27 protein-coding genes and 1 tRNA gene are annotated in these 22,741 nt (G+C 33.0%); 9 read left to right on the top strand and 19 right to left on the bottom strand.

What is annotated here, in order from left to right:
- The first annotated feature begins 45 nt into the window (after nucleotides 1–45).
- Nucleotides 46–462 (top strand): Asp23/Gls24 family envelope stress response protein, encoded by a 417-nt coding sequence (locus tag Q0410_RS03820; protein ID WP_299032979.1) that lies wholly within the window; start codon nucleotides 46–48, stop codon nucleotides 460–462.
- A 41-nt stretch (nucleotides 463–503) separates the two neighbouring features.
- On the opposite strand, the gene Q0410_RS03815 is transcribed toward Q0410_RS03820, so the two are convergent.
- Entirely contained in the window at nucleotides 504–1,004 is a 501-nt protein-coding gene (locus tag Q0410_RS03815; protein ID WP_299032978.1) for a QueT transporter family protein, read from the bottom strand.
- A 125-nt stretch (nucleotides 1,005–1,129) separates the two neighbouring features.
- Between Q0410_RS03815 and Q0410_RS03810 the strand changes: the two genes are divergently transcribed.
- The 3 genes from Q0410_RS03810 (at nucleotide 1,130) to Q0410_RS03800 (ending at nucleotide 3,014) form a co-directional block, all read left to right on the top strand.
- Complete coding sequence (locus Q0410_RS03810; protein ID WP_299032977.1) at nucleotides 1,130–2,005, top strand: C39 family peptidase; 876 nt, start codon at nucleotides 1,130–1,132, stop codon at nucleotides 2,003–2,005.
- A gap of 57 nt (nucleotides 2,006–2,062) precedes the next feature.
- Nucleotides 2,063–2,138, top strand: a tRNA-Lys gene (locus tag Q0410_RS03805).
- Nucleotides 2,139–2,276: 138 nt separating this feature from the next.
- The gene (locus Q0410_RS03800; protein WP_299032975.1) at nucleotides 2,277–3,014 is read left to right on the top strand and encodes an ECF transporter S component; all 738 of its coding nucleotides are present in this window, start codon (nucleotides 2,277–2,279) and stop codon (nucleotides 3,012–3,014) included.
- 36 nt (nucleotides 3,015–3,050) lie between these two features.
- On the opposite strand, the gene Q0410_RS03795 is transcribed toward Q0410_RS03800, so the two are convergent.
- The gene (locus Q0410_RS03795) at nucleotides 3,051–3,353 is read right to left on the bottom strand and encodes a DUF4298 domain-containing protein (RefSeq protein WP_299032973.1); all 303 of its coding nucleotides are present in this window, start codon (nucleotides 3,351–3,353) and stop codon (nucleotides 3,051–3,053) included.
- Nucleotides 3,343–4,272, bottom strand: a complete 930-nt coding sequence (locus tag Q0410_RS03790; RefSeq protein ID WP_299032970.1) for a serine hydrolase — start codon at nucleotides 4,270–4,272, stop codon at nucleotides 3,343–3,345. Before Q0410_RS03790 ends, Q0410_RS03795 begins: the two co-directional genes overlap by 11 nt.
- A gap of 82 nt (nucleotides 4,273–4,354) precedes the next feature.
- On the opposite strand from Q0410_RS03790, the gene Q0410_RS08505 reads away from it, so the two are divergent.
- The 4 genes from Q0410_RS08505 to Q0410_RS03775 are packed head-to-tail and all read left to right on the top strand — an operon-like array spanning nucleotide 4,355 to nucleotide 6,433.
- Nucleotides 4,355–4,705: a M20/M25/M40 family metallo-hydrolase gene (locus Q0410_RS08505; RefSeq protein WP_367178701.1), complete on the top strand. Its 351-nt coding sequence runs from the start codon at nucleotides 4,355–4,357 to the stop codon at nucleotides 4,703–4,705.
- A gap of 35 nt (nucleotides 4,706–4,740) precedes the next feature.
- Entirely contained in the window at nucleotides 4,741–4,902 is a 162-nt protein-coding gene (locus tag Q0410_RS08500) for a M20/M25/M40 family metallo-hydrolase (protein ID WP_367178700.1), read from the top strand.
- Entirely contained in the window at nucleotides 4,899–5,546 is a 648-nt protein-coding gene (locus Q0410_RS03780; RefSeq protein WP_299032968.1) for a M20 family metallopeptidase, read from the top strand. Before Q0410_RS08500 ends, Q0410_RS03780 begins: the two co-directional genes overlap by 4 nt.
- Complete coding sequence (locus Q0410_RS03775; RefSeq protein ID WP_299032966.1) at nucleotides 5,546–6,433, top strand: mechanosensitive ion channel family protein; 888 nt, start codon at nucleotides 5,546–5,548, stop codon at nucleotides 6,431–6,433. Before Q0410_RS03780 ends, Q0410_RS03775 begins: the two co-directional genes overlap by 1 nt.
- Nucleotides 6,434–6,479: 46 nt before the next feature.
- Here the strand turns inward: Q0410_RS03775 and Q0410_RS03770 are convergent, their stop codons facing one another.
- The 12 genes from Q0410_RS03770 to nth all read right to left on the bottom strand — a co-directional run bounded on the left by Q0410_RS03770 (nucleotide 6,480) and on the right by nth (nucleotide 17,107).
- Entirely contained in the window at nucleotides 6,480–6,914 is a 435-nt protein-coding gene (locus tag Q0410_RS03770) for a GNAT family N-acetyltransferase (RefSeq protein ID WP_299032964.1), read from the bottom strand.
- A gap of 4 nt (nucleotides 6,915–6,918) precedes the next feature.
- A complete protein-coding gene (smpB, locus tag Q0410_RS03765) occupies nucleotides 6,919–7,359 on the bottom strand; it encodes an SsrA-binding protein SmpB (protein ID WP_299032962.1) in 441 nt (146 codons plus the stop codon).
- Entirely contained in the window at nucleotides 7,337–9,460 is a 2,124-nt protein-coding gene (rnr, locus tag Q0410_RS03760; RefSeq protein WP_299032960.1) for a ribonuclease R, read from the bottom strand. Before rnr ends, smpB begins: the two co-directional genes overlap by 23 nt.
- Before the next feature lie 51 nt (nucleotides 9,461–9,511).
- A complete protein-coding gene (gene secG / locus Q0410_RS03755; RefSeq protein WP_299032958.1) occupies nucleotides 9,512–9,739 on the bottom strand; it encodes a preprotein translocase subunit SecG in 228 nt (75 codons plus the stop codon).
- 112 nt (nucleotides 9,740–9,851) lie between these two features.
- Nucleotides 9,852–11,144, bottom strand: a complete 1,293-nt coding sequence (gene eno, locus Q0410_RS03750; RefSeq protein ID WP_299032955.1) for a phosphopyruvate hydratase — start codon at nucleotides 11,142–11,144, stop codon at nucleotides 9,852–9,854.
- Nucleotides 11,145–11,156: 12 nt separating this feature from the next.
- Complete coding sequence (tpiA, locus tag Q0410_RS03745) at nucleotides 11,157–11,909, bottom strand: triose-phosphate isomerase (protein ID WP_299032953.1); 753 nt, start codon at nucleotides 11,907–11,909, stop codon at nucleotides 11,157–11,159.
- Between the two features lie 10 nt (nucleotides 11,910–11,919).
- A complete protein-coding gene (gene pgk / locus Q0410_RS03740) occupies nucleotides 11,920–13,116 on the bottom strand; it encodes a phosphoglycerate kinase (protein ID WP_299032951.1) in 1,197 nt (398 codons plus the stop codon).
- 49 nt (nucleotides 13,117–13,165) lie between these two features.
- Nucleotides 13,166–14,173 carry a type I glyceraldehyde-3-phosphate dehydrogenase gene (gap, locus tag Q0410_RS03735; protein ID WP_299032949.1) on the bottom strand — a complete coding sequence of 336 codons (1,008 nt, stop codon included), beginning with the start codon at nucleotides 14,171–14,173 and terminating at the stop codon, nucleotides 13,166–13,168.
- 65 nt (nucleotides 14,174–14,238) lie between these two features.
- Complete coding sequence (gene trxB / locus Q0410_RS03730; RefSeq protein ID WP_299032947.1) at nucleotides 14,239–15,165, bottom strand: thioredoxin-disulfide reductase; 927 nt, start codon at nucleotides 15,163–15,165, stop codon at nucleotides 14,239–14,241.
- An 11-nt stretch (nucleotides 15,166–15,176) separates the two neighbouring features.
- Entirely contained in the window at nucleotides 15,177–15,635 is a 459-nt protein-coding gene (locus Q0410_RS03725; RefSeq protein WP_299032945.1) for a tRNA (cytidine(34)-2'-O)-methyltransferase, read from the bottom strand.
- Nucleotides 15,628–16,470, bottom strand: a complete 843-nt coding sequence (locus Q0410_RS03720) for an HAD family hydrolase (RefSeq protein WP_299032943.1) — start codon at nucleotides 16,468–16,470, stop codon at nucleotides 15,628–15,630. The genes Q0410_RS03725 and Q0410_RS03720 overlap by 8 nt, the downstream gene beginning before the upstream one ends.
- Nucleotides 16,463–17,107 (bottom strand): endonuclease III, encoded by a 645-nt coding sequence (nth, locus tag Q0410_RS03715; RefSeq protein ID WP_299033022.1) that lies wholly within the window; start codon nucleotides 17,105–17,107, stop codon nucleotides 16,463–16,465. Before nth ends, Q0410_RS03720 begins: the two co-directional genes overlap by 8 nt.
- A gap of 101 nt (nucleotides 17,108–17,208) precedes the next feature.
- Between nth and rodA the strand changes: the two genes are divergently transcribed.
- On the top strand, nucleotides 17,209–18,375 hold the full coding sequence (gene rodA / locus Q0410_RS03710; RefSeq protein ID WP_299032941.1) for a rod shape-determining protein RodA: 1,167 nt from the start codon (nucleotides 17,209–17,211) through the stop codon (nucleotides 18,373–18,375).
- A 34-nt stretch (nucleotides 18,376–18,409) separates the two neighbouring features.
- Here the strand turns inward: rodA and Q0410_RS03705 are convergent, their stop codons facing one another.
- Genes Q0410_RS03705 through Q0410_RS03690 form a run of 4 tightly spaced genes read right to left on the bottom strand, consistent with a single transcriptional unit; the run spans nucleotide 18,410 to nucleotide 22,738 of the window.
- Nucleotides 18,410–19,036 (bottom strand): V-type ATP synthase subunit D, encoded by a 627-nt coding sequence (locus Q0410_RS03705; protein WP_299032939.1) that lies wholly within the window; start codon nucleotides 19,034–19,036, stop codon nucleotides 18,410–18,412.
- On the bottom strand, nucleotides 19,029–20,402 hold the full coding sequence (locus Q0410_RS03700; protein WP_299032937.1) for a V-type ATP synthase subunit B: 1,374 nt from the start codon (nucleotides 20,400–20,402) through the stop codon (nucleotides 19,029–19,031). Before Q0410_RS03700 ends, Q0410_RS03705 begins: the two co-directional genes overlap by 8 nt.
- A 4-nt stretch (nucleotides 20,403–20,406) precedes the next feature.
- Complete coding sequence (locus tag Q0410_RS03695) at nucleotides 20,407–22,149, bottom strand: V-type ATP synthase subunit A (RefSeq protein WP_299032935.1); 1,743 nt, start codon at nucleotides 22,147–22,149, stop codon at nucleotides 20,407–20,409.
- Nucleotides 22,133–22,738, bottom strand: a complete 606-nt coding sequence (locus Q0410_RS03690; RefSeq protein WP_299032933.1) for an ATPase — start codon at nucleotides 22,736–22,738, stop codon at nucleotides 22,133–22,135. The genes Q0410_RS03695 and Q0410_RS03690 overlap by 17 nt, the downstream gene beginning before the upstream one ends.
- Nucleotides 22,739–22,741: the final 3 nt, after the last annotated feature.

Here is a 22,741-nt window from a genome sequence, read left to right as displayed (position 1 = left end):
AATCTAAAAAATCTGGGTATACCTATAAAAAGAAAAGGAGTTATTATGACAGAAAATATCAACAAAAAACCATTCCAAGATGAAGTTAGCGAATACACAGTAGCTGATAAGGTACTTGCTAAAATAACAAAAAAAGTAGTTGAAAAAGTAGATGGAGTTTTAGATCTTCAAGGTGGTATTTTAAACTCTATTACTTCCACATTTTCAAATGAGGAAAATTCAACAAGTGGTATATCCATAAACCAAGAAGAATCTACATGCTTGGTAGAACTTTCAATGATTTTAGAATATGGAAAAAAAGCTAATGAAGTATTTAACGAAATTGATAAGTTAATTAAAAAAGAAGTTTACGAACTAACAGGTATTAAGGTTCAAGCTGTAAAACTAGATATTGTAGACCTACTAACCAAAGAAGAATTTGCTAAGAAAAAACAAGCAAAAGAAGAAAACAAAATTGACTAATTTAAAAAGCCCTCTAGCTAAAAGCCGGAGGAGTTTTTTAGTTAAAAATTATGAATATAGGACATAAATCCTTCATTTTTTTCAAGTAATTTAAAGATAATTACACCAATAATTGAAACCATCACAAATTCACTAAGCATAAATTGCATAAGTAGTACTAAAAATACTTCATCACTAGCAAGAATTAGCCAAGTACCTATAGCAGGAACCGAAACTAATAAAACTGGAAATATCGATGCAACATATAAATTTTTAGCTCTTTGCATAAGTTTAAAAGCAATATATGATGAAAGTGTTCCAAAAACAACATCAAATACCATCATAGGGCTAAATAAATTTGCAATAGCACATCCTAAAACAAGACCAGGTATGAATCTCTTATTATAGAAAACTAATAAAACTAAGATCTCACTAAACCTAAATTGGATAGGCCCATAGGATGCAACCGGTAATAAGAGCGTTAAAACAGCATATAAAGCTGCGACTACTGCAGATTTTACTAAAAAATTAGTATCATCTAAACTAAAATATTTTTCTTTCATTTTTTCTCCTTGATTTTTTTTAGTAATGGGTGCCAAGAAACATTACCCAGTTATTATATGCTAAAATTAGATTTTTTAAAGTTTTATTTGATTGAAGCAAAATATATTTCTAGTAAAATGAAAGTATGAAAAAGATATCAATAGTACTTTTATCTCTATTATGCCTAACTTCATGTTCCAAGAAAAATGACATCGATATAAAGGGCTTTATAGATGAAGAAAGTGTAAAAATAATTGAAGATATAAAATCTCTTGCTAGCGACACCTTCAAAAGAAAAAATTTCTTAGACTTTAAATACGAGGTGAAACCAAAAAAGAAATCTGACATAAAAGAAGATTTAATAAAAAATGTTGAACAGGCCGCTAAAAAGGATAAAAAAGCCCAGTGGGTCTATGATAATTACTATAACCTAAATGACATAGATGCATATTTGACAGGCAATGATCCAGATACTATAGAATTTATTTATAACAAAAATCATAACTTTACTGACTTTGACTTCTACAAGGGTGAGTCAGTAAAACTAAAGAGAAAAACCCCCTACTTCCTCCAATGGGATAATAGGTGGGCTTACGATAACCTCTACCCTACTAACATAGGGATTTCAGGTTGTGGCCCAACTTCCTTATCCATGGTTATGTCTAGATTAACTGATAATTTGATATATCCAAATGAGATGGCTCAAAAAGCTTCTAAATTCATGAATAATGGTGGTATGGATTGGGCTTTTATAGACCATGTTGCTAAGGAATATAATGTAAAAGTTAGTGATGTAAACCTTGATAAAGATAAAATGATAGAAGCTCTAAAAGATTCTCCTCTTTTGATATCTGTTGGTAGAGGATATTTTACACTCTATGGTCATATTTTAGTAATAGATTCCTATAAAGATGGAAAATTTATTATAAATGACCCAAATAGTGTTAAAAATTCTATCATAGAATGGGACTATGACGACATTTCAGACCAAATATTAAAAATTTGGAAATTTTCGAAATAAAAACTTGACATAAGCTAGATATGGTGATATACTATAAAAGCAGTTGAGAGACGATATGCACCATTAGCTCAGTTGGTAGAGCACCTGACTCTTAATCAGGGCGTCCAGGGTTCGAATCCCTGATGGTGCACCAAATTTTTTAAGAGGCCTTTGCCTCTTTTTTTATGTCTAAATGGAATATTAAATATTTGAAGATTTATATAAAAATAAGACTTGTGTTTTTATTTTTTCTCGTATAATATAAAAAAGAATTGAGATTTAGGAGGAATTAATGAAATTAGAAACAAAAAATCTCACCACTGTTGGTATACTAGGAGCCATAGTTGTTATGCTAGGCCTAACCCCTTTAGGTTTTATTCCACTAGGAATTTTAACGATAACTAGTCTACATATTCCAGTAATAATAGCAGGTATTCTTGAAGGGCCTGTAGTAGGAGGCTTAGTCGGACTTATATTTGGTTTTTTCTCGTTATTTAATGCTATGACAAGACCAACACCTATATCTTTCGTATTTTATAATCCACTTATATCGATAGTTCCAAGGATCCTAATCGGTGTAGTAACAGGTCTTGTATATAAGGGACTAAAAAACAAAGATAATAACAAATTAAGACTATTTATGAATATCTTCTGGGCAGTAATTGTAATCGTTCTAGGAGTAGTTACAGTAAAATCTTTTAGGTCAGATGTAGATTTAATTAATAAAATATTTTCCATAATATTTTTATTAATTGCCTGTGTGATGCTCTACCTATCTGTTAAAAATAAGAAGGCAAATTTTGCCATAGCTGTAAGTTCTTTTATGGGAACTCTTACAAATTCTGGACTTGTACTAAGTTTAATCTATATTTTTTACGCACAAAAATATGCTCTAGCTATAGGTATTAGCCCAGATCTTGCTGCAAAAACAATATTTTCTGCTTTTGTTACCAACGCTATACCAGAATCAATAGTTGCAATACTCGTTGCAAGCGCTGTTGTTACTTCTTTTAGCAAGAGAAGAAGATAATAAAAATGCACTCTAGCCTAAGCTTGAGTGCATTTTTTATTTCTGTTGAATCATTTTATTTGCTAGGTCTAAAAATCTTAAGGCTAGGTAGTAATCGTCTCCCATCAAGTCATAGATAGCATCTTCTGAAAGAATACCTTGATTGATTGAAGAATCAATCTTGCCTTGGTTTGAGGCATCATAATCTTTTTGAAATTGCTCGCTATAGTAATACTCTACAAGCTTATTAAAATCTTTCCTGTCATTTTCAAGCTTGTCTAATAACTCATTAACTTTTTCTATAAGGTCTTTGTAGTTTTCATAAGTTTCTGTGTGTTTTATTAAATAATTATAGTCCATTGTATTCCTTTCTAAAATCTTGAATAATAGTAGTAATTCGACTCTTTATAAGAGGCGCCTTATTAGAGTCCCCTCCGTTTGTAGTCACTATGATAATACCCTCTTTTTCTAAAAATATAACATATTGGCCACCAGTACCTGATGCATAAACAAGATCGTCTTTTCCAGTCCAAAGGCTATAACCATAGTAATCATCTGATAAAGCAGACCTATCTATATAATCTTTATCGTTTTTGTATAAACTTGATGACATTTTTCTTATCCAGCTTGAGGAAACAATCCTCTCCCCTTCATACAATCCCTCATTTAAAATAAGTTTTCCTAACCTAAGTAAGTCTTGAGAATTTAAATATAATTTGCTAGCACCTACAAGATATTTACCGTAACTCTCCCATCTAGGAGATGAAATATCTAATTTTTTAAAAAGATTTTCATTTATAAAATCATATAAATCATATCCCAAATACTCTTCCATAGTAGCTGATAAAACGTAATAACCAGCATTTGAATATAAAAACTCTTTTCCTGGTTCATAATATAAAGGATATGATAAGGTGTAATCAAGAAGTTTGTCCTTATTTAAATCTATTATATCCTTACTCATCAAAATTATATCCCTATAACCCATAGTATGGGTTAAACAATCTTTTACCCTGATTTTTTTTAATTTTGGTATATTTTTTCTATTCGCTATGCTTACCCTATCTTTTAATATATCATAGATTAGAGTATCCTCATTAAAATCTCCATGAGATTTTTCAATTAAAATTCCACAAGCAAGGCTTGTTACTACTTTTGCAATAGACCTAACGTTGATTCTTTCATCACTGAATTTTTCAAATAGGATACCCTCACTTTTAGAATAAATTATTAAAGAATCCATATCAATTTTGGTTAAATTTAAAATCTTTTCTGTCATATTTACCTCTATACCACTATACAAGTGTCAAATTATAAATAAAGTATTAGATTTATGATATAATTAAACTTAGGAGAAAAATATGAATTTGTTAAATTTAGCTAAAGAGAATCAAGAAAAAATAATAAGTGACAGAAGAAATCTTCATAAAATTCCAGAACTAGAATTGGACCTACCTAAAACGACCTCCTATATTTGTAATAGACTTGATGAAATGGATATTCCTTACCATATGCTAATGGGTGGTAGATCTATTGTTGCTTATATAGGGAAATATCGTGGTAAATGTATAGCTATAAGAGCTGATATGGACGCCCTAGAAATTAAAGAGGATACAAAACTAGCTTATAAGTCAGAGCATGAGGGGCTTATGCATGCATGTGGCCATGATGGACATGTAGCCATGGCTCTTTTGGCGCCTGTGAGATTTTAAAAGCAAATGAGGATAGGTTAGGAGGTCTTGTTAAGGTGCTTTTTCAGCCGGGAGAAGAAATACCTGGTGGTGCAAAGCCTATGATAAGAGAAGGCTGTCTGGAAAATCCTAAGGTAGATAGGATTATTGCTATCCATGAGAGAGGTCTTTTTGGATCATATACAAAAGGAACTATAGCCGTGAAAATGGTGAAATGATAGCAAGTATGGATGCCTTTAGTTTAAAAGTTATTGGTAAGGGTGGCCACGGTGCAAGAGTCGAATCATTCATAGATCCTATATCAATTATTGGTGAAATTAACAACGCTTTTTATAAGTTAATCTCAAGAGAGATGGACCCCCTAAATCCTGCTTTAATTTCTATCTGTCAAATTCATGGAGGTGTTAACCAGAATGTTATACCAGAAATAGTTTTCGAAGAAGGAACAGTCAGGTGTTTTAACGATGAAACTAGGGATTTTTTAGAAAAAAGAATGGTAGAAATCTCCTCAAATATTTCAAAGGCCTATGGGGCTAAGGCTGAGTTTACCTACAAGAGATACTATCCATCCCTAGTCAATGATTCTGATTTTACTAAATTTGTAAAAGATACAGCAACGGACCTTCTTGGAGCTAGTAGGGTAATTACTCTTTCAAAGCCAACTATGGGAGCGGATGATTTCGCCTTTTTCTTAAAGAAGACAAAGGGAGCATATATTTCCTTAAATAACCTGAAACCATATGTTGACGGACGTACCTACCCTCATCATTCATCAAAATTTGATATATATGAAGATACCCTTTATATTGGAAGTGGACTTCTTGCAGAAGTTTCATATAGATTTTTACGAAAGGAAAACTAATGGATAAGTTTATAAGATATTTAGAAAGAGATAATGTTGATGCAGAGATGGTTCTAAAAAAGAGCCTTATATTGTTAGTTATTATTTACGCTTCTTACATCCTAATGCAAATAATAGGTAAATTTTTTAGAAAAATCATGAAGGATGAAGCTAAGGTATCAAAGCTTATGAGAGTTCTAAGGGTTGTGGTTATTGCAGCTAACTTCATCTTATTTCTTCTAATATATTTTCCAGACATCAGGGCTCTAGGTGTTGTTGTTTCCTTAATCATTGCTATTGTGGCCCTTGCAGCTAAGGATTTAATTATTGATATAGTAGCCTACTTTTATATTTTGGCTAGAAAACCCTTCAGTATGGGCCAAGTTATTGAAGTTAATGGTATAGTTGGAGAATTGATAGACTTGGACTTCTTACAATTTAATCTCTTAGAGATGGGAGATCTAACAACAACTAAGACCCATACTGGTAGATATGTGTCAGTCCCTAATAGGTATATTTTTGAATATCCTGTACTAAATTATAACCACACCTATAAATACGTTTTTGTAGATACCTCAATCTTAGTTGATTTTGATGATAGGGATGAGGCTATAAAGCTCGCAGGCAAAGTGGCTTATGATAAATGCCTGCAAATAATACATAATTACGATAAGGAAGACGTTAATGTATTTCAAGAATCAATGGATTCTTATGGTGAGGTATCAAAACCTACTGTAAGAGCAGAGCTTGCAAATAATGGATTTAAAATTTATGTCCAGTTGTTTACCGCCTACTATGAGATTGGTAAAAATAAAATGATAATGCAAAATACTATTTTTGACGAATTTAGAAAAAATAATATAAAAATGCCAAATCCACAATTTTTATATTTAGAAAATGAAATATAAAAAAAATCCTCTTTTTAGTTTTAACTAAGAAGAGGATTTTTAATATTTATAGAAATTTACTCATAACTAATAGGTTATTTGACTTCTCAAATGAAAATTTTTCATAAAAATGTAAGTGTTTGGTATCATTTACACTCATTAATTCAATCATACTTATATCAAGATCTAATAATTGTCTTTCAAGTTCATTAATTAATAAGGACCCAAGACCCTTATCTTGAAAATCTTTAAAAACGACAATTTCTTCTAGAAAGTAAGATTTCAAATCATCATATTCTTTTATATAGCCCATCAAAAATCCGGTATAAAGGCCATTAATTTCTTGGATAAGGCAATAGGAATCAGGAGTTAATAGTACTTGCCTAATCCTTTTGTAGGCCTTCTTAAAAGTCCAAATTCCATCTTCATTTTCATTATAGTATTTTACATAAAGACTTGTGATAATATCCAAATCTTTTTCGCTCATTCTAATGTAATTCATAATTTTAATAATTCTTCATAGCTCTTTCCATGCGTCTCTTATCATCTTTTCTTTTGATGGATTCTCTTTTATCGTAGAGTTTTTTACCCTTGGCTAAGGCGATTTCTATCTTAACTAGACCATTATTTTCATAAACTTTAAGTGGTACAAGGGTATAACCATCCGCTGTTTTCTTGCCTATTAGTTTATTTATTTCTTTTTTATGGAGCAAAAGTTTTCTCGTTCTGGTCGGATCAATCTTATCATATCCTTCCTTGTAAGGAGTTACATGCATACCATAGACAAACATCTCCCCCTTATGGTCAGATATAAAGGCTTCTTTGATTGAAACCTTACCTGCTTTTATGGATTTTACTTCACTTCCCTTTAGTTCAAGACCTGCTTCATATCTTTCTTCTATAAAATAATCATGAAAGGCTTTTTTATTGTTGGCTAATAATTTCATCACAATCCTCCAAATAAAAGTCTATTTCTCTTTTAACTAGGTCGACATTTATGACCCTTATTTTAACTTCCTCACCAATTGAATAATATTTTTTTGTGTCTACATCAAAAGCTTTTAGACTATCTTCTAAAAAATCATACCTATGGTCAGAAAACTTATACATAAATAGACCTTCTACTGTATTATCAAGCTCTATAAACATCCCAAATTCAGTTATAGAAGAGATTTTTCCTTCAAATTTTTCTCCAATAAAGCGAGTCATATACTTACATTTCATTAAGTCTTCTACAGCTCTTTCAGCCTCTTCACTGCGTCTTTCTGTTATAGATAAGTGCTCAGAAGCTTCTTCAAGGTTTGACTCTAAGCTTGTCTGATTTATCTTATTTAACCTATTTTCAATAAAATATTTTAAAACCCTATGCACTATTAGGTCAGGGTACCTTCTTATAGGGGCTGTAAAATGAGTGTAAAACTTTGTAGAAAGGCCGAAATGTATATCATTATAGTTTGCATACTTAGCTTTTTTCATAGTCCTTAACATGAGCATATTAATGATTTTTTCTTCCTTTTTCCCTTCCACTTCTTTTAAGATATTTTGGAAGTCTTTAGGGTGAAGCTCACTTCCCTTGATATTGTAGCCCATAGCATTTAATGCTCTTTTAAAACCATCAAGTTTTTCTTCACTTGGTTTTTCGTGAATCCTATAGATAAATGGAAAATCCATATAAGCAAACAAACTTGCTACAGTTTCATTAGCTATAAGCATAAATTCCTCAATCATCTTATTGCCTGGGCCTCTTTCAAGTGCCTCGATACTTAAAACTTTACCATCTTCTGAGACATCAATCTGGCTTTCCTCAAAGTTAAAATCTATAGATCCACGATTTTCACGAGACTTTCTTAATATCTTGTAAAGTTCATCAAAGAGCTCTAGTTTTTCTTTTAGGACTTCATTATCATAGACTTCTTTATCCCCTTCTAGAAAATTATTTACATCGTCATAGACAAGTCTCTTATCTGATACAATATAGGATTTATAGAAATTATTATCTAGAACCTTGCCCCTTTTATCTATGGTCATCTTAGCTGTAAGAGTAAGGCGAATTTCTCCTGGATTTAAGGAGCAAACTCCATTAGAAAGTTTTTCTGGTAACATAGGAATTACTATATTATAAAGATAGGTGGAATTTCCTCTCTCATAAGCATCATCATCTAGGGCTGTATGCCTTTTTACATAATGACTTACATCTGCTATGTGTACATATAGGTCGTAATTATTACCGTTTTTTTCTATAGATATAGCATCATCAAAGTCTTTTGAATCCCTACCGTCTATGGTTACTGTATATGACTGAGAAAAATCTGTTCTATCTTTTAATTCATCGCTTCCTACTACATCATTTATAAATAATAATCCTTTCTTAGTTTGTTTGGAAAACTCAGTTGGGATTTTTTCTTGTCTAATTATTGATAGAACATCTATATTCTTATCATTTTTACCACCAATTATTTCTACAATTCTTCCCTCAGGATTTCCTGATTTCGGATAAGATATTATTTCTACTACTACCTTATCCCCATTTTTGGCACCCATGGAATATTTTTTCTCAATATAGATATCATCAGGGTGTGACCTATCATCGCATATTACAAATCCAAATTTTTTACTGGACTGGAAGGTACCTATGAGCTCTTCATTAGCCCTTTCAAGGATCTCTACTATTTCTCCCTCAGCATTTTTGCCCTTATGTTTTTCTCTTATGATGTTTATTCTTACCTTGTCGTTATTATGAGCACCCTTAAGCTTATCTCTAGATATATATACATCATCAAAATCTTTGTTATCTGATATGAAAAAACCATAGCCTCCTGCTGCTATTGAAATCTTTCCTTTAAGATTTATTTCTTCTTCAGTTAGGGGTAGTATTCTTTTTTTATTTGATATTCTAATTTTATTTTCTTTTACGAGTTCGTCTACTATGTCTTTTACAGCAGATTTTGTATACTTATCAGCCTTCAAATAAAGTTCTAATTCCTTTAAAGTCATTGGGCTATAATCGTCATCGTATATTAAATTTATTATTAGTTCTTTTACGTTCATACTTGCTCCTTGCCACCTATAATAAAAAAAGGAGTCACCCTTGACCCCCTCTTAATTTATTGCTATAAATATTATACTTCCTAAAAATAAAAGTACTCCTCCAAAAATAACAACCTTATCTAACATTTCGTTTTTTGATTTATGTGCACTTTTACCAAAAACATTAGTCTTTGTTCCAGACAATGCTCCCAGTCCGTCAGTTTTAGGATCTTGTAATGTAACTGCAACTATAACTATTGCTGATGCAATCATCATGATTACTGCAAGAAAATTTGACATATAGACACCTCCGTTCATACTGTTTTATAATACCACAAGTTGCCTTATTTTTCAATATAAATAAGAAAAGACTTGCTTTCTAAATTAAGAAAGCAAGCCTAAAACTAAAATCTTATTTTAAATTATATAGGGCATCTAGACCTTTAAATCTAGCATCATCCCAAAGTTCATCTTCAATTCTTAGAAGTTGGTTGTATTTTGCAACTCTGTCTGTTCTTGAAGGTGCACCAGTTTTAATTTGTCCAGCGTTAACTGCTACTACTAGATCAGAAATAGTTACGTCTTCTGTTTCACCTGATCTGTGTGAAACTACTGCAGTGTATCCAGCTTCTTTAGCCATTTCAATAGCGTTAAGTGTTTCTGTAAGTGTACCAATTTGGTTTACTTTGATAAGAATTGAGTTAGCTACACCTTCTTCAATACCTTTTTGAAGTTTTTCAGTATTTGTAACAAATAGGTCATCACCTACAAGTTGAACTTTCTTTCCAAGTCTTTCTGTTAGTCTGCCCCAACCTTCCCAGTCATTTTCGTCAAGGCCGTCTTCAATTGAGATGATTGGATATTTGTCAACTAGTTGTTCTAACCATTCGATCATTTCGTCTGCTGTTTTAACTGTTCCTTCTCCATCTAAGTGGTATTTACCATCTTCTTTGTTGTAGAATTCAGATGAAGCACAGTCCATAGCTATATAGATATCTTTTCCTGGTTCATATCCAGATTTTTTGATAGCTTCTACTATTGTTTCTAGCGCTTCTTCGTTTGATTTAAGGTTTGGAGCAAATCCACCTTCATCACCTACTGATGTAGAATATCCCTTTGACGCAAGAACTGATTTTAAGTTATGGAATACTTCTGCACCCATTTGTAGGGCTTGTGAGAAGTTTTCTGCACCTAGTGGGAAAATCATAAACTCTTGGATATCTACTGAGTTATCTGCGTGTTCACCACCGTTTAAGATGTTCATCATTGGAGTGGGTAGAAGTTTTGCATTTGTTCCACCAATGTAGTTATATAGTGGCATACCTAGTTCATCAGCAGCTGCCTTTGCAACAGCAAGTGATACGCCAAGGATTGCGTTAGCACCTAGTTTCGCCTTGTTTTCTGTACCATCAAGTTCGATCATAGCATTGTCAACACCAATTTGATCTGTTACATCAAAGTTGTATTCTAATTCTTCTGCTATAATTTCGTTTACATTTTCTACCGCTTTAAGAACTGATTTTCCTTGGAAATAGTCTTTATCATCATCTCTAAGTTCAACAGCTTCCCATTCACCTGTTGATGCACCTGATGGTACACTTGCTCTACCGAAACCGCCAAGTTCTGTTTCAACTTCTACTTCTACAGTTGGGTTTCCTCTTGAATCGATAATTTGTCTTGCATATATACTTGTTATTAAGCTCATACTATTCTCCTTTTATTTTTTGAAATTAACTAATTGTTCGAAATCAGTTGCTTTTAAACTTGCTCCACCAATAAGACCACCGTCTATATTTTCTTTGGTAAGTAATTCTTTTACATTTGCAGGTTTCATAGAACCACCATATTGGATTCTAATCTTTTCGCTTGCTTCTTCACTGTAAGTTTCTTTGATGAAGTTTCTTATAAAACCACACATATCATCAGCATCTTCTGCTGAAGCTGTTTTACCTGTACCTATAGCCCATATTGGTTCATAAGCTATAATTACTTTTTCTATATCAGATTCACTTACATCTTTTAAACCTTTTATTAATTGGTCTTTTACTTTTTCTTCTTGCTTGTTTTCTTCTCTTTCTTCAAGAGTTTCACCTACACATAGGATTGGAATTAGGTCATGATCAAGTGCAGATTTTACCTTTTTATTTATAAGGCAGTCACATTCTTTAAAATATTCTCTTCTTTCAGAGTGACCTAGGATTACGTATTTTGCATCAACATCTTTTAGCATTAGTGGGGATATTTCACCTGTAAATGCACCACTTTCTTCAAAATACATGTTTTCAGCACCGTAGTTAATACCTGTACCCTCGAGTACTTCTTTAGCTACAAGCAAGTCTATTGCTGGTACACAAAATCCTTTTTCAACATTTTCATCAAGGTCAAGTGCCTTTACTTCTTCAAGTAAAGCCCTAGCTTCACTAGGTGTCTTGTTCATTTTCCAATTTCCAACTATAACTGGTTTACGCATTTATTTCTCCTTACTTATCTTCAATAGCGGTTATACCTGGTAGGTCTTTACCTTCTAGAAACTCTAAGCTTGCTCCACCACCTGTTGAAACGTGGGTTATTTTATCTTTTAGGCCGGCCATTTCTATAGCAAGGGCGCTATCTCCGCCACCTACGATAGTAACAGCTTCTGATTCAGCAAGGGCTTTTGCAACTTCATTAGTACCGTTTGAGAATTCTTTTATTTCAAATACTCCCATTGGTCCATTCCATACAACTGTCTTTGCGTCCTTAATTTTATCTGCAAAAAGTTCAGCTGTTTTTGGTCCGATGTCTAACGCTTCTTTATCTTCAGGTATGCTATCTATGTCTACTATTTCCGTATCCACACCCGCCTCAATTTTATCAGCGATAACAACATCAATTGGTAGAAGGATTTCTACTTCGTTGGCCTTTGCTTTTTTCATTAATTCCAAGGATAAATCCATCTTATCTTCTTCAAGAAGTGACTGACCTATTTCTTTACCCATAGCCTTTAGGAAGGTATAAGCCATACCCCCACCGATTAGGATTGTATCTACTTTTGTTATAAGATTTTCTATTACACCAATCTTATCAGAAACTTTTGCTCCACCTAAGATTGAAACAAAAGGATGGTCAGGACTTTCTAGAGCTTTACCCATAACTTCTATTTCTTTTTCAATTAGGAAACCTACTGCTGATGGAAGAATACTTGCTACACCAACATTTGAAGCGTGGGCCCTGTGGCTTGTACCAAAGGCATCATTTACATATAAGTCAGCAAGTGATGCTAATTCTTTAGCAAATTCTTCTCCATTTTTTGTTTCTTCAGCTCTATATCTTGTATTTTCAAGAAGTGCAATTTGACCATCTTCGAGCTTGCTAACTTCTTCTTTAACTTTTTCATCAACTACTTCAGGAGATGGTATAAATCTAAATTGACCGCCATAAAAATTTTCTAGGTAATCAGCTACTGGTTTCAACGCAAATTCAGGATTAGCTTCCCCTTTTGGTCTACCTAAGTGGCTCATAAGGATAACCTTAGCTCCATTTTCTGATAGGTAGTTAATTGTAGGAATAGCTGCCTTTATCCTAGCGTCATCCGCTATTTTTCCTTTTTCTTCTTTTGATAAAGGTACATTGAAGTCCACTCTAACTAGGACTTTTTTACCTTTTACATCTAAATCCTTTACTGTTTTTTTATTCATTATTCACCTCGTAAAAAAGGCGAGATATTATCTCGCCTGTTTAATACTCTTAAAGATTTGCTAGATAATCAAGTGTTCTAACTAGGTTAGAAACATATCCCATTTCGTTATCATACCAAGCAACAGTTTTAACAAGTTGTGCTCCATTTTCACCTTCAACTATTTTTGTTAGTTGAGAGTCAAATACAGAACCTGCTGGGTAACCGATAATATCACTTGAAACTATATCATCTGTTTCATATGCAAAAGCATCGTTAGAATATTTTTTCATAGCTGCGTTTACTTCTTCAACAGTTACTTTCTTTTCAAGAACTGAGTAAAGTTCAGTAACAGAGCCTGTGATTGTTGGAACTCTTAGAGCTGATCCATCAAGGATACCATCAACTTCAGGTATTACCTTACCAACTGCTTTAGCTGCACCTGTTGAAGCTGGGATTGTGTTTTGAGCTGCTGCTCTTCCGCCTCTAAGGTCTTTTTTAGTTGCAGGTGTATCTTGGATAGCTTGAGTTGCTGTATATGCGTGGATTGTTGACATTTGTCCTGAAACAAATCCAAATTCTTTTAATAGTACATTAACCATTGGTGCTAGACAGTTTGTTGTACAGCTTGCGCCTGAAACAACTGTTTCTGAACCATCAAGGATTTCATGGTTTACACCATAAACTATAGTTTTTAAATCGCCTTTACCTGGTGCTGAAATAAGAACTTTTTTAGCTCCTGCTTTGATGTGAGCTTCAGCTTTTTCTTTTTCTGTAAAGAATCCTGTACATTCAAGAACGATATCAACATCTAAATCTTTCCATGGAAGATCTTCTGGATTTCTTTCAGCAAAAACTTTGATGTCTTTACCGTTGATTTTAAATCCGTTATCTGTTAATTCAGCATCGCCGTCAAATCTACCTTGAGCAGTATCATATTTGAAAGCATATAGTAGACCTTTTTTGTCAATAAGGTCGTTTATTGCTACTACTTCGATATTATCTTCTACTGCTGCGATTCTTCTTAAGGTAAGACGTCCAATTCTACCAAATCCGTTAATTGCTACTCTTGTTGTCATTATTGCCTCCTAAAAATTCTTTCTACTCAATTAATATACATTTTGTTATTAGTTTGTCAATTAGTTTACCAGGATTTACTCTCTATATATTTATTAGCCATGATAGCTGCTATACAACCATCACTAGCTGCAGTAACCGCTTGTCTAACAGCTTTTTTCCTAGTATCACCAACTGCAAAGACACCTTCTATATTAGTCTTCATATCCTCATCAGTAATTATATACCCATTTTCCATCCTAACCTTATCTTTAAATAAGTCTGTTTGAGCAATATTACCTATGAATACAAAGACTCCTATAGGTGACCCATCTTCTTTTTTAATGATTTTTTCTTCCTTAGTCTTAACATTTTCTAAGACTATTTCCTTTACTTCCTTATCACCCCTGATTTCTTTTACTACGCTGTCATACTCAAATTTAATCTTGGGATTATTTTTAACATTTTCTACAACAACGCCGCTTGCTCTAAATTCATCCCTTCTGTGAATGATTGTTACTGATTTTCCAAAACGAGTAAGGTAATTTGCTTCTTCAAGAGCCGCATCTCCACCACCTACAACATAAATATCTAAACCTTGGTAAAAAGGACCATCACATGTTGCACAGTAAGACACTCCCCTATTTGCAAATTCTTGTTCACCTGGGGCATCAAGTTTTCTTGGTTTAGCTCCAGTTGAAATTATAATAACCTTAGCTTGGTATTCATTAGAGTCAGTCTTTACGGTTTTAACTTCACCGTCAAGATTAACCTCTTCCACGTTTTCAAAAACAATATCAGCGTATTCTTTGGCCTGTTCTTCCATTCTTTCAGAAAGTCCCATACCTGTTGGATCTTCTATAGAACCTGGATAATTTTCTACAAAGGCAGTTCCAGATATTTGACCGCCTGATATGTCTTTTTCTATAATAAGTGTTTTTAACTTACTTCTACCAGCGTATAGGCCCGCACTTAAACCTGCTGGACCACCACCAATTATAATTATATCGTACATATATCTCCTTATTAAAATTTAAAATCTATTTGTCTTAATGCCTCATATAAAACTATAGATACAGAATTCGCCAGATTTAAAGACCTACTTATATTAGGTGTCATTGGTATAGTAATTACTTTATCTTTATAAGCCTTAATAAAACTTTCATCTATGCCTTCTTTTTCACGACCAAATATTAAATAATCACCGTCTTTAAATTCCACATCTACATACCTATTTTCACTAGGTGTTTCTAGTAAATAAAAATTTTTACCCTCTAAATATTCCATAAACTCATCTAAGCTATCATGGATTATAAGATCTACTTGATCCCGGTAGTCAATACCAGCTTTTTTAAGATACTTGTCTGATAGGTTAAACTTAAAGGGTCTAACCAAGTGTAACCTTGATTCTGTCAGGACACAAGTTCTAGCAATATTACCTACATTGCCAGGATGCTCCGGCATTAGAAGTACTATATTAAACATTTTTATTTACCTCTAAAACATAATTTACAGCCTCTAAGATTCCACCTTGCTCATTATTACCTACTATAACATCTGCTACTTCTTTTAACTTATCTTTAGCATTTCCCATTGCAAAACCTAGGCCAGCGCCCATAACCATTGGTAGATCGTTATAAGCATCGCCTATAGCTGCAACCTCATTACTATATATACCCAATTTTTTACAAATCTCTTCAATAGAAGACCATTTTGTAGCATTTTTATTTCCTATCTCTAATAAATGATCACCAGATGCAGTAATATAAAGTTCTTCTCCAATTTCATTCTTTAACATATCAATAATTTTATCTCTAGACAGGTCATTTTCATCTATACCTATAATCTGAAATTTAAGAGCTTTTTTCCCTTGGCTTATTATATAAGAAACAGGGTCATTTTTAATTATTAAACCAACTTGATAGTTCAATCCATAATCATTATCAATTTTTAAGTGTTTTATTCTTCTAAGATTTAATCTATTTGTGTAATAGGTGTCTTCATCATAAAAGTGAAAATCTAATTTATGCTTTAAACAAAAATTATATAAGGCTATTAAAAGATCATCTTCTATATAATAAGTCTTATAGATTTCTTCTCCATCTAAACTTATAAGACTACCATTTGTGGAAACTATTGGCCCAGAAATTGTTAGCAAACTTTGAATATGTTTTATAGAAGAAAAAACTCTACCACTTGCTAGGACAACCTTTATGCCAGCATCATCAAGTTTTTTTATAGCTTCGATGCTTGATTTACCTAGCTTAGAATTATTACCAAGAACCGTACCATCTAGGTCAAAAGCAAATAATTTAATCATGGTCCCCCCTATAATATAAACATAACCTATTTATATCGCATTGTTCACATAGTGGATTTCTAGCCTTACAAAGGGTCCTGCCATGGGTTATAAGTTGATGGTGAGTTTTAGACCATCTTGACCTATCAAGATTTTCCTCTAACTGATCTTGAGTCTTATCTACATTGCTGGCTTCGGCAAGACCTATCCTATTTGCTACCCTGAATACATGGGTATCTACTGCTATAGATGGTATGCCAAAGGCATTAGCACAAACTACATTGGCAGTTTTTCTCCCTACACCAGGCAATTTTTGCAGTTCTTTCTTATCTGCAGGAACTTCTGAATTATAATCTTCAATAAGGATTTTGCTTGCTGCTTTAATATTTTTAGCCTTGTTTCTATAAATTCCTATAGTCCTAATGTGATTTTCTAATTCTTTTATATCCATTTTTGCAAAATCTTCTGGAGTATTAGCTATCTTAAACATCTCTTTAGTCACCTTATTGACGCTAATATCAGTAGCTTGTGCCGATAGGATAGTAGCTACCAAAAGTTCAAATGATGTTGTAAATTCAAGCATAGAACGATCAACATCCGGATACATTTTATCTATTATTTCTAGGACTTCTCCTATTTCTTTTCTACTTAAAATAATATCACCAACCTTTTTAAATATTATACTAGTCTTATTTTTCACTGCTAAAATTGTATTTGCTTAAAATCTGTTATATAATGTATAGGAACTGGAGTGATATAATGTTTAATTTAAAAAAGAAAAATTTTAAGGATTTTGACATCCTGTTATTCCTTGCAACTTTGGCCCTATCAGTATTTGGTTTAGTTGTATTGTATTCGGCCTATGGTGGTAACTTCGCTGCTATCAAAACTCAAATTATTTCAACAATTTTGGGATTTTTGCTAATAGCTGCCATCTGTACTTTGGATTTAGATGTAGTTAAAAAACCCTATTGGGTCTTTTATGGACTTATGATCCTTGTCTTAATAATTACCTTGTTTATTGGACGAGGCCTTGATGAATGGGGTGCAAGAAGTTGGATTTATATTGGATCTTTTTCCTTCCAACCAGCAGAAATATCTAAAATTATCCTTATCTTTAGCTTAGCTGCCTTTTTAGATAAGTATAAGTACACAATCAACTCACCCCTTACTCTACTTTTAACCATAGTCTTTGTAGGTTTACCAATCGGACTAATCCTACTCCAACCAGATTTTGGTACATCTATGGTATACGTATTTTTTATAGCTGCTATGATCTTTGTGGCTGGATTATCTTGGAAATGGATTGGTATTTTAGCAGCTATCGGAATTGCCTTGGCGGTTTTCTTACTGGCAAACCTAAGCGGCTTTAGGGCAGATAGGATTGAAAACTTCTTAAACCCTTCTAGGGATGCGTCAGGATCTAACTGGCAACAACAACAAGGAATGATAGCAATCGGTTCTGGTATGTTAAATGGAAGAGGTTATTTAAACGGCAGCCAGTCCCAGTATGGCTATATTCCTGAAAAAGAGACCGACTTTATTTTTTCAGTTTTAGCTGAGGAATTAGGTTTTATTGGTGCTATAATTATGATTATTTTATTTACAATCCTAATATTAAGACTAATTAATATAGCAAAATCATCTAATAATACCTTTATAAGCCTTTTAGTAACTGGTATAGCGGGGCTTATCTTTATCCATATTTTTGAAAATATTGGTATGACAATTGGTATCATGCCTGTTACGGGTATCCCCCTACCATTTTTCTCAAATGGAGGTACCTTCCAATTACTAATTTTAGTATGTATTGGCTTTGCTCTTTCAGCATCCATGCAAAAAAATCAATATGATGATGGTATTATAGACCACGATAAGGTTGCCCCTTTAGAAGTAAATATGGTAAGACCATCTAAGAGAAAATAAAAATTGTAAACAAAAAGTCATCGTAGTTTTATTCCTACGATGACTTTTTAATTTTATTTCTTTTAACAATTTTTGTTTTAGAAAATTCTTCTCTTTCTTTCTCTTCCAAGCTTTGTGAAATATTTTTGATAAGATCCGTTTTATTTGGTATCTGGATTTTTTCTAGACTGTTAACTTTTTTGTTTGCTTTTCTAATTTCTATTTCTAGATTGTTTATAGCACTATCTAGCTCAGCAAGTTTAAAAATATCTGACCTAAGTTTATTAAAATCTATAATAGCCTTATCTAAAAGCGCGTTAGTCTGATAAAAGGAATAAGATAGGGTTAACTTTTTGTCTTCAAATGCTATCTTAGCCATATCAGTCTGCATAAATTTAATGGCCTTAAGGCTTATAGAGTTATCTATCGGGATAAGACCAGCTAGGTTTTCTAGCTTCTCTTCACCAATACTTGCAAGGGCCTTATTAAAACTATGGCTTACCCTTGCCATAGTTTCATTAACCTTAATGTTTAGCCCATCTCTTTCTTTAATTATGCTATCGTGAGCATTCATCAAAGCTTTTCTCTTCTTATCTAGTATATCTAGACCAACTTCTAATAGTTTTAGCTCATCTTTTGCCTTGATTAAATTTGCCTTACTAGCTATTGTTTCGTTATTCATCAATCTTACCTATAAACTTATCAAGATTTTTCTCAGATACCCTGTGTAATTCAGTTCTTGGTAGGATCTTTAATATATCCCAAGCAAGGTCTAAGCTCTCTTCAAGCTCTCTATTTTCATTTTGACCTTGGGATAAGAATTTATTTTCAAAAACTTCTCCAAATTTTAGGTATTTTTTATCAACATCTGATAAATCTTCTTCACCTACAATTTGTGCAATATTTCTAACATCAATTACCTTTGAATATGATTCATAAAGCTGGTTCATCACATCTTCATGGTCACTTCTTGTATAGCCTTCACCTATACCATCTTTCATAAGTCTTGATAGGGATGGAAGAACATTTATAGGAGGATAAACTCCCTTACTTGAAAGTCCTCTATCGATAACTATCTGACCTTCTGTTATATAACCTGTAAGGTCTGGTACTGGGTGAGTAATATCATCATTTGGCATTGTAAGAATTGGAATAAGGGTTACTGATCCCTTTACTCCTTCAATCATACCTGCTCTTTCATAAAGACTTGCTAGGTTTGAATATAGGTAGCCTGGATAGCCCTTTCTAGATGGAATTTCACCTCTAATTGAGGATACTTCCCTTAAAGCCTCACAGTATGAAGTCATATCTGTAATTATTACAAGAACATGGTAGCCTTTTTTATAGGCTAAGTATTCTGCTGCTGTTAGCGCACACTTAGGCGCAAGAAGCCTTTCCATTATTGGCGAATCAGCTAAGTTTTGATACATTACAAGCTTATCTTTAACACCAGCCTTAGAAAAAGCATCTTCGAAAAATAAAGCTTCATCTTTCTTTATGCCCATAGCTGCAAAGACAAAGGCAAAGTCCTCATCAGTTTTAAGTTTTGCTTGTCTTATAATTTGTGCTGCTATTTCATTATGAGGTAGGCCTGAGCCAGAAAATATTGGTAGCTTTTGACCACGAATGAGGGTTGTAAGAGTATCTATAGCTGATACACCTGTTTGGATAAAATCTCTAGGATATTCTCTAGCAACTGGGTTTAGAGCAAGGCCTTCAACCGGGTAGGTATCATCAGAATAAATCTCTCCACCATTATCAATAGGTTCACCTATACCATTAAAGGTCCTACCCAATATATTTTCGTTAAGAGGAAGTTCTAGCGGTTTTTCATGAAAACTTACAACTATATCATCTATAGAAAAATTATCTGTATTTGCATAAACTTCTATGGTAACAGTATCTTCATCTACCATTACAACAGAACCAACAAATTCCATCCCCTCAGCATGTACTGAAACTAGGGAGTTATAAGCGATATCAGAAACTTTTTCTACTTCAATTATTGATGATTCAATTTTCTTAATTTTAGTATATTCTTTTCTCAATAGCCTACCCCCTTAACCTTGCAAAATGATTTTCGATCTTTCTACTTAAGTCATTAAGTTTTTCAATCTTATCATTTTCTACGTTATATTTCATCTGACTAATGTCATTTAATAAGCTTGAATCATAAAAATCTTTGTAGCTAACACCGTCTTTTAGAGCTCTAATACTTACATCATAGTACTTATTAATTACATCTAGCATCATTATTTGTTTCTTAACTGGTACATACTTATCTATATCATTGTAGGCATTTTGTTGTAAGAAACCATTTCTAATAAGGCTTGCCACATCTAATACATTTTTTTGTTCATCAGATAAAGCGTCAGAACCTACAAGCATCATGATTGATTTAACCTCTTCTTCATCGATTAAGACATTCATAAGCTTATTTCTTACTCCGATTATATCCAAGTTATAAGTTTCCTTATAGAAATCTCTCATCTTATCTAGATAGTTTGTATAAGATGTTAGCCAGTTTATAGCAGGATAATGCCTTGAATAAGCAAGTTTTCTATCAAGACCTAAAAATACATTTACAGATCTTCTAGTTGCTTCTGTAACAGGTTCTGAGAAATCTCCACCTGATGGTGAAACAGCACCTATAAGGGTAACTGATCCCTTAGAACCATTTAGGTTCTCAAAATAACCAGCCCTTTCATAAAACTTAGAAAGCCTAGATGCAAGGTAAGCTGGATATCCTTCTTCAGCTGGTATTTCTTCAAGTCTTGCAGAAATTTCTCTAAGGGCCTCTGCCCACCTAGAAGTAGAGTCGGCCATGAGGGCTACATCATAACCCATATCTCTAAAATACTCGGCAATTGTTATACCTGTATAAATACTAGCCTCTCTTGATGCTACCGGCATGTTAGAGGTATTTGCAATAAGTATTGTCCTTTGCATGAGGTCTTTGCCTGTATTTGGGTCAATAAGTTCAGGGAATTCCTCAAGTACCTGGGTCATCTCATTTCCCCTCTCACCGCATCCTATATATACAATTATGTCTACATCAGAATACTGAGCTAGTTGGTGTTGAAGCATAGTTTTACCTGTACCAAAACCACCTGGAATTGCAACTGTACCACCCTTTGCTATTGGGAAAAATACGTCTAGAACCCTTTGGCCAGTAACAAGTAGGTTTTTAAGTCCAAGAGCTTTTTTAACTGGTCTTGGATTTCTAACTGGCCAATATTGATAAAGCTTTAATTCATGGACACCCTCGTCATTTTCAACCTTTAAAACTGTATCTTCAAGTTTGTAAAGACCATCTTCTTTGGCTTCTATTACTCTACCTTCTACATTTGATAATAATCTATGTTCTATAACTTCAGTTTCTTTAATGGTAGCGTAGATATCTGATTTTTTAATTTTATCACCAGTTTTATACTTGATCTTTACATCCCACTGTTTTTCGAGATTTAGGTTGTCAAAACCAATACCAGATGGGATAAAAGCTCCATGTTTATCCATTATATCTTTAAGGGGTCTTTCGATACCATCAAACATATTTCCAAGTAGACCTGGACCTAACCTTACTGATAGGGGCATAGATGTTGAAATAATATCTTCTCCAACCTTAAGTCCTGAAGTATCTTCGTATACCTGAATTGTTGCTATATCACCATCAACTGATATAACCTCGCCAATTAGCTTTAATTCTCCAACAGAGACCATCTCTTTTATTTTAAGACTTCTAGCATTTTTGGCATAAACAACAGGCCCATTTATTGTCTTAATTATTGGATTCATTAAAACTCTCACTTTCAAGAACTTGGTATAATTTTTTACCAAATTCATACTTCTTTTCTCTTATTTTTTGCTTATAGGTAAAGTTGTACCTAAACTCTTTATTGATATCTATAAGCATAAAGCCACCGATATTATTTTTACCGATGTTTTTTACATGCTTAAAATTAATTAAATCAAGGTCATCTTCAATAACTGCAACTATGATATCATCTTCACTTAGATTAAGGTCTACGATTTTACCCTCAATCTCTTTTTGAAGCCTATCCTTATAATCACAAGTCTTCCTATAATTCTTTAATTTATCTATTAATTTCTCATAAAAATCATCAAGCAATTGCTCCTTATAAGCGAAAAACATATTTTTTTCTTCCTTGCTTATTTTGGAGATTTCTTCATTTTTTCTTATTTCTAGAAAAACGTCACTATCTTTTACTCTTTTTTCAAAATCTTCCTTACGGGTTTCGTTTTTATTATCTAAAAAATATGAATTTTTTTCTGTGGATTGGAATAATTCTTGATCTGTCTTTTCTTTTTCTTCATCCCAAACCATTTTTCTAAAGCTTGATAATTTTGCTTCTATATCTAGCATATT

It is taken from the genome of uncultured Anaerococcus sp., from assembly GCF_937934665.1.
In the GTDB taxonomy this organism is placed as follows: Bacteria; Bacillota; Clostridia; order Tissierellales; family Peptoniphilaceae; genus Anaerococcus.
Note: the sequence above shows the minus strand (reverse complement) of the source record. Positions and strands in the feature narration are given on the sequence as shown.